Origin of the sequence: Streptomyces chrestomyceticus JCM 4735, assembly GCF_003865135.1 — a bacterium.
GTDB lineage: Bacteria > Actinomycetota > Actinomycetes > Streptomycetales > Streptomycetaceae > Streptomyces > Streptomyces chrestomyceticus.
This window is the reverse complement of sequence record NZ_BHZC01000001.1, coordinates 5,923,131-5,935,302: the sequence shown is the minus strand read 5'-3', so window position 1 is coordinate 5,935,302 and position 12,172 is coordinate 5,923,131. Positions and strand designations below refer to the sequence as shown.

The following is a 12,172-nucleotide window of genomic DNA, read 5'->3' as shown; positions in this document are numbered from 1 at the left end:
GGGCCCCCGCGCCCGTACACGCCGTCAGTCCAGCTCCTTGCGCCGGCGCTCCGGCACCTCGTGCCCGCGCGCATCCCCCGGAAGCGCCGATTCCGCGCGCCGCTCGCGCTCCAGCCTGATCCGCTGCTTCTCCAGCTTGGAGAGCTTGCGCCGGACCCCGACGCCGCCCATCATCGCGAACCCGGTGATCTTCACCCGGGGCGCGCCCGGCTCGCCCGGCTCGCCGTCGCCGTTGTCGAAGCCACCCATGAAGCCCCAGCCGGTCACCTGCACCTCGACACCCGGCGGCACCACGACATCGATGCCGCCCATCAGCGCGAAGCAGCGCACCGTGACCTCGTCGGCCTCGAAATGCGCGTCGCGCAGGTCGATCTCGCCGCCCGCCTGGAACACCCCGGCGGTGAACGTCCGCGGTGCCGTCCAGCGCCCCTTGCGCGAGAAGCCGCTCCAGAAGGCGAAGGCCCCCCGGGAGGACGGCTCGCCGCCGATCCGCTCCCGCCAGGCGGCCGGCCCGGTCCCGGTGGCCCGGGTGTCCGGCACCCCGCCGTCGAACGTGTGCGGCAGGTCGGCGACCAGCGGCCGCAGCGCGCCGACCGTACGCGCCTCGTACGCCGCGGTCAGCCGCTCCTCGAACTCCTCCATCGCCAGCCGCCCTTCGGCGAGGGCGTCGCGCAGGATACCGGCGACCCGGTCGCGGTCGGCGTCCGAAGCGCGCAGATCGGGGAGTTCGTCAGTCATACGGACAGATTAATGCCTCATGGCGCCGCGTTGTCCGCGTACATCCGGGAGATGACGTCCTCGATGTCCGGTTCCCGCACCGACAGGTCGACCAGCGGATACCGCTCCGCCACCGCCGAGACGACCGGCGCCGCGCTCTGCGCCGCCGGGAACGCCAGCCACTGCCGCGGGCCTTCGACCTTGACCGTACGGGCACCGGGCACGCCCTCGATCGGCGGCAGCTCCCGCTCCAGGTCCACCACCAGCGTCCGCTCGCTGCGCCCCACCGCGTGCAGCCCGTCCAGACCGCCGTCGTACACCAGCCGCCCGTGGTCGATGACCATCACCCGGCGGCACAACTGCTCGATGTCGGTGAGGTCGTGGGTGGTCAGCAGGACGGTGGTGCCCTGCTCCGCGTTCACCTCGCGCAGGAAGCCGCGGACCTTCGCCTTGCTGATGACGTCCAGGCCGATGGTCGGCTCGTCGAGGTAGAGCACCTCCGGGTCGTGCAGCAGCGCCGCCGCGATGTCGCCGCGCATCCGCTGGCCGAGCGAGAGCTGCCGCACCGGGACCGGCAACAGCGCCGCCAGGTCGAGCAGTTCGACGCAGCGCTCCAGGTTCCGGCGGTAGGCGCTCTCCGGGACCCGGTACATCCGCCGCACCAGCTCGTAGGAGTCCCGCAGCGGCAGGTCCCACCACAGCGTCGTACGCTGCCCGAAGACCACCCCGACGCGGCGCGCGAGCCGGGTCCGCTCCCGCGCCGGGTCGATGCCCGCCACCCGCAGCCGGCCGCCGCTGGGCACCAGGATGCCGGTGAGCATCTTGACGGTGGTGGACTTGCCCGCGCCGTTCGGGCCGATGTAGCCGACCATCGCGCCGCGCGGCACCCGGAAGCTGATGCCGTCGACGGCCCGCACCTCCTCGCGCACCCGCCGCAGCCGCCCCGCCTTGCGCCGTACGTGGAAGACCTTCTCGACGCCGTCCAGTTCGATGAAACCGGACTCGCCGCCGCGCGCCGCGTCCCCGGCCTCCTCCGGACCGCGCACCGCCGCCCCGGTCTCCTCCGGGTCGCGCACCGCATCCCCCGTACCGCTTCGCATACCGTCCCTCAACTCCCCGTGCTCCGATAGTTGCGCAGGCCCGCCCGCCAGGCCAGCCAGGCCAACCCGCACATCGCCGCCGCGACCACGGGGCCCAGGAAGTCCACCCAGCCCGGCAGGCCCAGCGGATCGTCGCGGCCCAGCAGGCGCAGCGCGGGCAGCCAGTTGACGAAGGCGAGCGGGACGACGAAGGTGACGCCGCGCACCAGGTCCTTGGCGAAGACGGTGGGCGGGTACTGGAGCATCGTCGTACCGCCGTACGTGAACGAGTTCTGCACCTCGGCGGCGTCCTGCGCGACGAACTGGAACGCGGCCCCGATGGTGAAGACCGCCCCGAAGATCACCGCGCCGCACAGCAGCATGAGCGGCACCAGTAGCACCGCGCCCGGCGTCCAGTCCACCTCCAGCCGGGGCATCGACCAGCCCAGCACCAGCGCCGCCTGGAGAATCCGGCCGAGCCGGCGCAGCGCGAACCGGTCCGCGGCGACCTGCGCGAACACCGGTACGGGCCGCACCAGCAGGACGTCCGCCGTGCCATCCCTGACCCGCGCGCCGAGCCGGTCCATGCTGCCCAGCACCAGGTCCGCCAGGCCCAGCGCCGCGCCGGACGTGCCGTACAGGAACGCCACCTCGGGCAGCGAGAACCCGCCGAGGACCGTGATGTGCGAGAACATCAGCAGAATCGCCAGAAAGTCCAGCCCGGTGGCGGCGAAGTTGCCGAACGCCGTCAGCAGGAAGGAGGTCCGGTAGGCGAGCGTGGAGCGTACCCACATCGCCGCGATCAGGCCGTACGCCCGCAGGCCCTCGGACAGCCGCGAGCGGCGGGTCCACGGACCGTCCTCAGCCACCCTGCACCACGACCTTCCGCGTCGCCACGGACTGCACCAGCCGCCCCGCCGCCAGCAGCGCCACCGCCCACCCGGCCTGGAAGGCCAGCGCCCGCGCCACCCCCGGACCGCCGTGCACCCCGAGCAGCACATCGGCCGGCACCTGGAGCATCGAGGACCACGGCAGCAGCCGGACGGCCTCGCCGAACCCGCCGGGGAAGACGTTCAGCGGCAGCACCATCCCGGAGAAGAACAGGCACATCAGCCCGGCGACCATCCCCACGCCCGCGCCGTCCAGCAGCCAGAAGGACGTCAGCGCCACCAGGTAGCGCAGCGCGAAGCCGACCACCACACCGAGCGCCACCGACACCAGGAACAGCAGCCAGGTCACCGGCGAGGCGGGCAGCGCCGACGGGAAGACCAGCGTGCCCACCGCCATCGGCACCAGGCCCCGGCCGAGCAACTGGAAGCCGGCCCGCCCGAGGTCCGCGGCCAGCCACCACAACTGGAGGTCGGCGGGCCGGTACAGGTCGACGGCGATGTCCCCGCTGCGGATGCGCTCCTGCAGCTCGTCCATGCCGCCGCCGATCAGCAGACCGGTGGCCGCCAGCAGCGCCTGCCCGGTCCACACGAAGGTCAGCGCCTGCGGCAGGTCGTAGCCGCCCAGATGGGGGCGCTCGGTCCACAGGGCGATGTAGGTGTAGGCGAGGATGAAGCCGAAGACGGTGTTGGTGAAGACGCCGGAGGCGGTGGCGATACGGTAGGTGGCATAGCGCCGGAAGCTGCCCGCCGCGACGGCTGCGTACAACACGTCCGGCGCCTCCCGTTCCTGACGGCGCGCCAATTCTGGCGCGGAGCACCGGAGCCTAGTCCGGCACGCGGGGGCCCGGCCACGCATTTATTCACCCGTTCCGGTGAGTCTTTCGACCCGTTCGGCCGGTCACGGAGCGGTCACAGGTGCGCGCCGCCCCTCGTGGGTGAAGGGCTTGATGCGAGAGTTTCGTATCGGGCGACAGTTCCTTTTCCGGCTTTGGACGCGAATCGCCCGACACGTCACCGATCCGCCGCGGTACAACCCTCGGCGGCGGCCGAGGAGTCCATACAGACATGAGCGACGATCCGCAGCAGGACGGCAAGGCCGGCCCCCGCGTACCGAAGTGGGCCGCACGCTCCGAGTTGCCCGCGGCCGCCGACGGGGACGGCCCCGGGGAGGACCCGGCCGCCGGCGGCGGGACCAAGGCCGGCAAGGGCCGCCCCAAGCGCACCGGCTGGCGGCGCGCCCTGCCCACCTGGCGGATGGTGCTGGGCGGCTTCCTGCTCGTCCTGCTCCTGGTCGCGGGCGGCCTCGTCGCCGGGTACATGCTCGTGCCCATCCCCGCCGCCAACTCGGCCGCCCAGGCGCAGAGCAACGTCTACCTGTACGCCGACGGCAGCCAGATCGCCCGCGACGGCAAGGTCAACCGCGAGAACGTCCCGCTGAGCCAGGTCCCGAAGACCACCCAGGAAGCCGTCCTGGCCGCCGAGGACCGCGACTTCTACTCCGAGTCCGCCGTCGACCCCGTCGCCATGCTGCGCGCCGCGTGGAACACCGTCACCGGCAAGGGCAAGCAGTCCGGCTCCACCATCACCCAGCAGTACGTGAAGAACTACTACCTCGGCCAGGAACAGACCATCACCCGCAAGGCCAAGGAGTTCTTCATCGCGATCAAGCTGGACCGCGAGCGCAGCAAGTCGGAGATCCTGGAGGGCTACCTCAACACCAGCTACTACGGCCGCAACGCGTACGGCATCCAGGCCGCCGCCCAGGCGTACTACGGCAAGAACTCCGACCAGCTCAGCACCGCCGAGGGCGCCTACCTCGCCACCCTGCTCAACGCGCCCAGCGCGTACGACGTCGCCGCCCACCCGCAGAACCGGCAGCGCGCCCTGGACCGCTGGAACTACGTCCTGGACGGCATGGTCAAGAAGAAGTGGATCAGCGCGTCCGAACGGGCCGGGCTGACGTTCCCCACCCCCGGCAAGGCCAAGCCGCCCACCGGCCTGTCCGGGCAGCGCGGCTACCTCGTCGAAGCGATCAAGGACTATCTGACCAACAACAAGATCATCGATGATCAGACGCTCGCCGCGGGCGGCTACCGCATCACCACCACCCTCGACAAGAAACGCCAGGACGCCCTGGTCGAGGCCGTCGACGAGAAACTGATGCGGCAGCTCGGCACCTCCACGGCCGACCGCTACGTACGGGCCGGCGGCGCCTCCATCGACCCCGCCACCGGCAACGTCGTCGCCATGTACGGCGGCATCGACTACGCCAAGCAGTACGTCAACAGCGCCACCCGCCGCGACTACCAGGTCGGCTCCATCTTCAAGCCGATCGTCTTCACCTCCGCCGTCGCCAACGGCGCCGTCACCCAGGACGGCAACAAGATCACCCCGAACACCGTCTACGACGGCACCAACAAGCGCGAGGTGATCAGCAACGGGCGGGGCACCAGGTTCGCCCCCGAGAACGAGGACGGCCGCTCCTACGGCCCGATCACCGTCTCCGCCGCCACCGACAAGTCCGTCAACGCCGTGTACGCCCAGATGGGTGTCGACGTCGGCCCGGAGAAGGTCAAGGAGACCGCCATCGACCTCGGCATCCCCAAGGACACGCCGAGCCTCGGCTCCTCCCAGGGCGCCATCTCGCTCGGCACCGCCACTCCCAGCGTGCTGGACATGACGCAGGTCTACGCCACCCTCGCCAACCACGGCAAGCAGCGCGCGTACAGCCTCGTCGGCAAGGCCACCAAGGGCGGCGAGACCGTCGAGCTGCCGGACCGCGGCGAGAAGACCGCGGTGCCCCGCAACGCCGCCGACACCACCACCTCGATCCTGCGCAGCGTCATCGAGAGCCCCGGCGGCACCGGCTCCGCGGCCCGCGCCGTCGGACGGCCCGCGGCCGGCAAGACCGGCACGGCGGAGCAGGACAAGGCCGCCTGGTTCGCGGGCTACACCCCCGACCTGGCCACCGTCGTCGGCGTCCTGGGCCAGGACCCGGACACCGGCGCGCAGAAGCCGCTGTACGGCGCGGCGGGACGGGCCCGCATCAACGGCGGCGGCTTCCCCGCCGAGATCTGGGCCGCGTACACCGAAGCCGCCCTGGACGGCACCCCCGCCAAGGACTTCGACCTGAACCTGGAGGCCGGCGCGAGCCAGGCGCCCAGCCAGGCACCGAGCACACCCGGCGAGCAGCCGAGCACCAGCGAGGCACCGCCGAGCGACACCCCGCCGCCCAGCGGCCCCACCGGCACCCCGCCGACCAGCGGCCCCGGGCCCACCACGGCCCCCGGCCCCAGCTTCCCCACCTTCCCGACCGAGGAGCCGACCACCGCCCCCACCGACGACTGGCCCACCGTGGAGCCCCCGGCCGGGGGCGTCGAGGGCGGCATCAACGGGGGCCGGGGCGGCGGCAGCGGCAGCGGCGGCGGTATGGGAGGCGGCCTGGGAGGCGGGTTCGACGGAGGCTACGGCGGGTGGGAGAACTTCCCGGGGGCGTGAGGGGCTTCCAGGGGGCGTGAGGGGGCTTCCAGGGGCGGGCGCGAGCCGTGCGGGCGCCCGCCCGGCATACGGGTCCGGCGTCCGGCGTCAGTGGCCGGACGTCATCTTCAGACCGACGACCGCCACCAGCAGCAAGCAGATGAAGAAGATCCGCGCGGCGGTGGCGGGCTCACCCAGCACCAGCATGCCGACGACCGCCGCGCCGGCCGCGCCGATGCCGACCCAGACGCCGTAGGCGGTGCCGATCGGCAGGGTCCGGGCGGCGTACGAGAGCAGCACCATGCTGGCGACGATGCCCGCGCCGGTGAAGACGCTGGGCCACAGCCGGGTGAACCCGTCCGTGAACTTCATGCCGATCGACCAGCCGACTTCGAGCAGACCGGCGACGGCGAGCAGAATCCATGCCATGACGGCACCTCCGTGGACAACGAGCTCCTACAGGGGTGCGTCGTCTTGTCGTGACCCGGTACGGCGCGTCTCGTCGGGATGTCTCCGAGCCTAGCAAAAGGCACACAAAACGGGCGGTGACCCTGGTCACCGCCCGTCCTGGCCCCAGCACAGCCGCACGGCCGTACCGTCGCAGGTGCGCTACAGATACAGCCCCGTCGCGTCCTCGGCGCCCTCCAGGCGCTCCGCCGCCACCGCGTGCAGGTCGCGCTCGCGCATCAGGACGTACGCGACGCCGCGCACCTCGACCTCGGCCCGGTCCTCCGGGTCGTACAGCACCCGGTCACCGGGCTCCACGGTCCGCACGTTCTGCCCCACCGCGACCACCTCGGCCCAGGCCAGCCGGCGGCCGACCGCCGCGGTCGCGGGAATGACGATGCCGCCGGTGGAGCGGCGCTCGCCCTCGGCGATGTCGGTACGGACCAGCACCCGGTCGTGCAGCATCCGGATGGGCAGCTTGTCGTGGGTGTCCTTGGCGTTATTCGGGCTCACGGCACGACCGTACCTGGCCGCGCGCCCGCACAGCGCCCCCCTCAGGAACGGCGCCTCTTGGAACCCACCACGAGCAGCCCCACGACGGCCACACCGATCATCGCCAGCGGCACCACCCGCTCCAGCCGGGGCGCGCCGTCCTCCGCCACAAGCTGGGCGCGGATGTCCGAGACCGCGCGGTTGGCGGCCACGTACGCCCGCCCCGCCGTGCGGTCCACGGCCGCCGCCGTCTTCGCCTTCGCGTCCCCCATGATCGTCTTCGGGTGCAGCCGCACACCGATCTCGTCCAGCGTCACGGCAAGCTCCTGCCGCCTGCGGACGATGTCCTTCTCGATCTGCGCAGGGGTCCTGGCTTCCGACACCGCGCTGCCTCCGGTCGTCTCGATCCGTCTCCGTGCGGACAGTCTGTCAGCACCACGGGCATGCCGCCCCACAGCACCCCCTTTTCGAGCGGCTCAGTAACCTCAGGGCGTAGCGCAAACAGGGGCGCGACCCGCTCGCGCACCCGCCTTCCCCGTACGCGCACCCCGCGTGCCGCCCACCCAAGGAGAGCCATGAGCGAGCGACTGCAGCCCGGCGACACCGCCCCCGCCTTCACCCTCCCCGACGCGGACGGCAAGCAGGTCTCGCTCGCCGACCACAAGGGCCGCAAGGTCATCGTCTACTTCTACCCGGCCGCGCTGACCCCCGGCTGCACCAAGCAGGCCTGCGACTTCACCGACAACCTCGGCTTCCTGGCCGGGCACGGCTACGACGTCATCGGCATCTCCCCCGACAAGCCGGAGAAGCTCGCGAAATTCCGCGAGAAGGAGGAGCTGTCGGTCACCCTGCTGGGCGACCCCAACAAGCAGGTCCTGGAGGCGTACGGCGCGTACGGCGAGAAGAAGCTGTACGGCAAGGTCGTGACCGGCGTCATCCGCTCCACGGTGATCGTGGACGAGGAGGGCAAGGTCGAGCGCGCCCTGTACAACGTGAAGGCCACCGGCCACGTCGCAAAGATCATCAAGGATCTGGGGCTGTAGGCGGAGTCAGGCGGCGGGCAACGGGAGGGGCGAGGCGGACGGCCGAAGCCGGTACGTCCGCCCCGCTGTCCCCGGGTGGGGCGGCCTACGAGGCCGCCACCGCCCCCCGCTCCGCCGCCGGCACCGGCTCCGTCTCCCCCGGCCCGGCCGGTTCCGGCAGCTCCAGCACCGCCTCGGCGCCACCGCCCGCCGCCGTACCGAACACCAGCCGACCGCCCAGCACCTCCGCCTGACCGGCCGCGATCGTCAGCCCCAGACCGTGCCCCGTACCCCGCTCCGGAGCCGCCGTACGGAACCGGCGCGGACCCTCCTCGCACAGCTCCGGCGGATACCCCGGCCCGTGGTCGCGCACCACGATCCGCGTGCCCTCGACCCGTACCTCCACCGGCGGCGCGCCGTGCTTGGCCGCGTTCGCCAGCAGATTGACCAGCACCCGCTCCACCCGGCGCCGGTCGGTCTCCACCACCCGCGCCGGACCCACCACGACGATCTCCACACCCGTCAGGCCGCGCACCCGCTCCGCCCGGCCCACGATCCCGCGCACCAGCGACGGCAGATCCACCGCGTCCAACTGCGCGGACTCCACGCCCGCGTCCAGCCGGGACACCTCCAGCAGGTCCTCGACCAGGTTGCGCATCGTCTGCGCCCGGTCCCGCACCAGCTCGACGGCCCGCTCGTGCGGCAGCAGCTCGGCCGCCGCCACCAGACCCGCCACCGGCGTCCGCAGCTCGTGCGCCACGTCCGCGGTGAACTTGCGCTCCGCCTCCACCCGCGCCGCCAGCGACGTCGCCATGTGGTGCACCGAACGGCCCAGCTCCGCCACCTCGTCCCGGCCGCCCGCCGCCAGCGCGTCCGCGTCCGGCGGCTCACCCGCCGCGATCCGGCGCGCCGCGGCCGCGCTGTGCCGCAGCCGCCGCGACAGCCGCTGCGAGACGAACCACGACACCCCGGCCATCAGCACCACCGTGCCGACACCCGCGATCACCAGGGCCCGGTCCAGCGCCTCCTGGGCCGGGTCGTGGTCCGGGAACGCCGCCGACACCGACAACGTCCGCGGCTGCCCGCCGGAACCACCGCCACCGGAGTCACCGGCTCCAGCCCCGGCCCCGCCGCCCACACCCGTCGCCGCCCACACCCGCGGATCCTCGCCCTGACTCACATACGTACCGGACTTCCCCTCGAACACCGCCGCCCGCAACGGACTCGGCAGCGTCGCGTCGTCCAGTTGAGCGCCCAGCGCCAGCGTGCCGTCCCGCTCGTAGATCTGCAGCGCCGAACTGAGCCGGTCGTCCTGGTACGAACGCGCCGAACGCTCCCGCTCCGCGTCCGCGATGTGGTGCACCGCGAACCCCAGCACCACCACCGCCAGCGCCGTCACACACGAGATGGCCAGCGCGATCCGGCCTCGGATGCCCATCACGCGAGGTTGTACATCTCCGTCGAGTCACCGAGCGGCGTCGAGCCCTCGTACGTCACCTCCAGCCCCGTGAAGGCCCGCGCGCCGTCCACCGTCTTCGCCGCGTACAGCCGGAACGTCGCCGGGAAACCCGCGTCCGTGCCCGCCCCCGCGGCGGCCTTCTCCACCTGCACCACGCCCTTGCCTTCGGCCTCCGCCGTGCCGTACCGGTGCCAGGTGATACCGGTCGCCACCATGCCCGCGTCCGCACACGTCAACGTGATGACCTGCGGCTTGATCTCCGGCTCGCCGAACCCGCAGTCCCGCACACCGGGCAGCCCGCCGGTCGCCTTCCCCGCCGACTTCACGTCCTGCACCGCCGACGTCTTCGGCGCCGCGTCCACCGCCGACGCGCGGTCCGCCGCCTGGCTGAACCACACCCCGCCGGCCGCCAGCGCGGTGACCGCGGCGAAGGTCGCCAGGGCGGTGCGCCCGCTGAACCGGCGGGCACCCTCGCGGTCGGTCATGAACTTCTCCTTCCGGGGCAGCGGCCCCGTGCCGGCGCGGTGCGGGCCACCGCATCCGAACGCCGCACGCGTGCCGGTGAACGTCCCCCCGCGCGCGAGGACGAGGCACAGGTGCGCGAGGTGTCCGCGGGGCGAACGGTTCGGAGCATAAGGGTGGTTTCGATACCCACCACTCTCCCCTCCCCGCCACACGGGCTGATTGCCCGGACGCTTCGGTGACCACGCGGCTTTGTACCAGTTCTGTAACAGCGATGGTCACGGCCCTGGCGAAATCCACCACGAAACCAGGAGGAACCGCTGCGCCGGACGGCGCAGACCACGTGACGTACATCGCGTTGTGGGGTCAGAGTGGTTTGAGTCGCGCTCCAGTGCGCAGGCGCACCTGTCGTACGACCACCTTTGTGATCACCGGCGACCGCCGACGGCCCACCCGGCCACGAGGACGCCCACGACCGCTGCGAAACCCCTGCCGCGCATCGAGCGCGCTGACCGACCGAGAGGACTCGACTCGTGCCGACCGGCAGCACCGAAGCCGAACCCACGACCGACCGGGACCCTGAGGCGTTCAAACGCCACAGAAACCTGTTCCGTGCCGTCGCCCGCCGCCGGAACCCCCGGCTGCGCCGCACCGACATCACGGTGACCGACGAGCGCGTCGTCAAACGCGCCGTGAAGGCCGCCGCGCTCGGCAACGCCATGGAATGGTTCGACTTCGGCATCTACAGCTATCTCGCGGTCACCATCGGAAAGGTGTTCTTCCCCGGCGGCAGCGACACGGCCAGCCTGCTGTCCTCCTTCGCCACCTTCGCCGTCGCCTTCCTCGTACGGCCCATCGGCGGCGCGTTCTTCGGCCCCCTCGGCGACCGCGTCGGCCGCAAGAAGGTCCTCGCCCTCACCATGATCATGATGGCCGCGGGCACCCTGTGCATCGGCCTGATCCCCTCGTACGCCAGCATCGGCCTGTGGGCCCCGATCCTGCTGATCGTCTTCCGCATGATCCAGGGCTTCTCCACCGGCGGCGAGTACGGCGGCGCCTCCACCTTCATCGCCGAGTACGCGCCCGACAAGAAGCGCGGCTTCTTCGGCAGCTTCCTGGAGATGGGCACCCTGGCCGGCTACACCGGCGCCGCCGGCCTGGTCCTGATCCTCAACACCTGGCTCGGCTCCGAGACCATGCACGACTGGGGCTGGCGCATCCCCTTCCTCGTCGCCGGACCGCTCGGCCTCGTCGGCCTCTACCTGCGGATGAAGCTCGACGAGACCCCCGCCTTCCAGAAGCTGGAAGCCGCCCAGACCCACAACGGCGACGCCTCCGTCACCGAGACCGAGGCCGACTTCTCCCACCTCTCGGAGAACGCCCCCAAGAAGAAGCTCGGCGAGATCTTCTCCCAGCAGTGGCCCATGCTGATCCTGTGCATCGCGTTGGTCGGCGCGTACAACATCTGCCACTACATGCTGCTCTCCTACATGCCGACCTACCTGACCGACACCCTCCACTACGACGAGGCACACGGTCTGCTGGTCGTCATCGGCACCATGCTCGTCCTGATGTGCGTCATCAGCAGCGTCGGCAAACTCAACGACCGCTACGGCCGCAAGCCCCTCCTGATGACCGGCATGCTCGGCTTCTTCCTCCTCTCCATCCCCGCCTTCCTGCTGGTCAAGCAGGGCAGCATGGCCGCGATCATCCCCGGCATGCTGATGCTCGGCCTCTCCCTGGTCTGCCTCCTCGGCACCATGTCCGCCGCGCTCCCCGCCCTCTTCCCCACCAGCGTCCGCTACGGCTCCCTCTCCATCGGCTACAACCTCGCCGTCTCCCTATTCGGCGGTACGACCCCCCTGGTCATCACCGCCCTCATGGACGGCTTCGGCGGCAACGACATGATCCCCGCCTACTACGCCATGGGCGCCGCCCTGGTCGGCGCCATCGCCGTCGCCTGCATGAAGGAAACCGCCCAACAGCCCCTGGAGGGCTCCCCGCCCGCGGTCGCCACCAAGGAAGAAGCCGTCGAAATGGTCACGTCCCAGTCCCCGGACCCGCGGTTCTGACCCCTCTCCGGACTCCGCGTCGCGGCCCTCGCCCTGGGTGGGTGGGGGCCGCGGT

The 12,172-nt window shown here is 71.8% G+C and carries 12 protein-coding genes and 1 riboswitch; of the genes, 3 read left to right on the top strand and 9 right to left on the bottom strand.

Annotation, left to right across the window (positions count from 1 at the left end):
* Window positions 1-24: 24 nt before the first annotated feature.
* The 4 genes from EJG53_RS25755 to EJG53_RS25740 all read right to left on the bottom strand — a co-directional run bounded on the left by EJG53_RS25755 (window position 25) and on the right by EJG53_RS25740 (window position 3,455).
* Window positions 25-738 (bottom strand): DUF1707 domain-containing protein, encoded by a 714-nt coding sequence (locus tag EJG53_RS25755; protein ID WP_125046754.1) that lies wholly within the window; start codon window positions 736-738, stop codon window positions 25-27.
* A gap of 17 nt (window positions 739-755) precedes the next feature.
* The gene (locus tag EJG53_RS25750; RefSeq protein WP_244955334.1) at window positions 756-1,817 is read right to left on the bottom strand and encodes an ABC transporter ATP-binding protein; all 1,062 of its coding nucleotides are present in this window, start codon (window positions 1,815-1,817) and stop codon (window positions 756-758) included.
* 8 nt (window positions 1,818-1,825) lie between these two features.
* Window positions 1,826-2,590, bottom strand: a complete 765-nt coding sequence (locus EJG53_RS25745; RefSeq protein WP_244955672.1) for an ABC transporter permease — start codon at window positions 2,588-2,590, stop codon at window positions 1,826-1,828.
* A gap of 67 nt (window positions 2,591-2,657) precedes the next feature.
* On the bottom strand, window positions 2,658-3,455 hold the full coding sequence (locus tag EJG53_RS25740) for an ABC transporter permease (RefSeq protein WP_125046750.1): 798 nt from the start codon (window positions 3,453-3,455) through the stop codon (window positions 2,658-2,660).
* 296 nt (window positions 3,456-3,751) lie between these two features.
* On the opposite strand from EJG53_RS25740, the gene EJG53_RS25735 reads away from it, so the two are divergent.
* Window positions 3,752-6,184 carry a transglycosylase domain-containing protein gene (locus EJG53_RS25735; protein WP_125046748.1) on the top strand — a complete coding sequence of 811 codons (2,433 nt, stop codon included), beginning with the start codon at window positions 3,752-3,754 and terminating at the stop codon, window positions 6,182-6,184.
* A gap of 87 nt (window positions 6,185-6,271) precedes the next feature.
* Here EJG53_RS25735 and EJG53_RS25730 read toward each other — a convergent pair whose 3' ends face one another.
* From EJG53_RS25730 to EJG53_RS25720, 3 genes are all read right to left on the bottom strand, one after another.
* Window positions 6,272-6,592, bottom strand: a complete 321-nt coding sequence (locus tag EJG53_RS25730) for a DMT family transporter (protein WP_030023730.1) — start codon at window positions 6,590-6,592, stop codon at window positions 6,272-6,274.
* A gap of 34 nt (window positions 6,593-6,626) precedes the next feature.
* Window positions 6,627-6,699, bottom strand: a riboswitch (guanidine-III (ykkC-III) riboswitch).
* A 73-nt stretch (window positions 6,700-6,772) separates the two neighbouring features.
* Window positions 6,773-7,075, bottom strand: a complete 303-nt coding sequence (locus EJG53_RS25725) for a GroES family chaperonin (protein ID WP_174856576.1) — start codon at window positions 7,073-7,075, stop codon at window positions 6,773-6,775.
* An 89-nt stretch (window positions 7,076-7,164) separates the two neighbouring features.
* A complete protein-coding gene (locus tag EJG53_RS25720; RefSeq protein WP_125046746.1) occupies window positions 7,165-7,485 on the bottom strand; it encodes a DUF3618 domain-containing protein in 321 nt (106 codons plus the stop codon).
* Window positions 7,486-7,677: 192 nt separating this feature from the next.
* Between EJG53_RS25720 and bcp the strand changes: the two genes are divergently transcribed.
* The gene (gene bcp / locus EJG53_RS25715; RefSeq protein ID WP_125046744.1) at window positions 7,678-8,145 is read left to right on the top strand and encodes a thioredoxin-dependent thiol peroxidase; all 468 of its coding nucleotides are present in this window, start codon (window positions 7,678-7,680) and stop codon (window positions 8,143-8,145) included.
* 85 nt (window positions 8,146-8,230) lie between these two features.
* On the opposite strand, the gene EJG53_RS25710 is transcribed toward bcp, so the two are convergent.
* Both EJG53_RS25710 and EJG53_RS25705 read right to left on the bottom strand, forming a co-directional pair.
* Window positions 8,231-9,562 carry a sensor histidine kinase gene (locus EJG53_RS25710; protein WP_125046742.1) on the bottom strand — a complete coding sequence of 444 codons (1,332 nt, stop codon included), beginning with the start codon at window positions 9,560-9,562 and terminating at the stop codon, window positions 8,231-8,233.
* Entirely contained in the window at window positions 9,562-10,068 is a 507-nt protein-coding gene (locus EJG53_RS25705) for a hypothetical protein (protein WP_125046740.1), read from the bottom strand. Before EJG53_RS25705 ends, EJG53_RS25710 begins: the two co-directional genes overlap by 1 nt.
* 510 nt (window positions 10,069-10,578) lie before the next feature.
* Here EJG53_RS25705 and EJG53_RS25700 point away from each other — a divergent pair.
* Window positions 10,579-12,117, top strand: coding sequence for an MFS transporter (locus EJG53_RS25700; RefSeq protein WP_125046738.1), 1,539 nt, complete (start codon window positions 10,579-10,581; stop codon window positions 12,115-12,117).
* Window positions 12,118-12,172 lie beyond the last annotated feature (55 nt).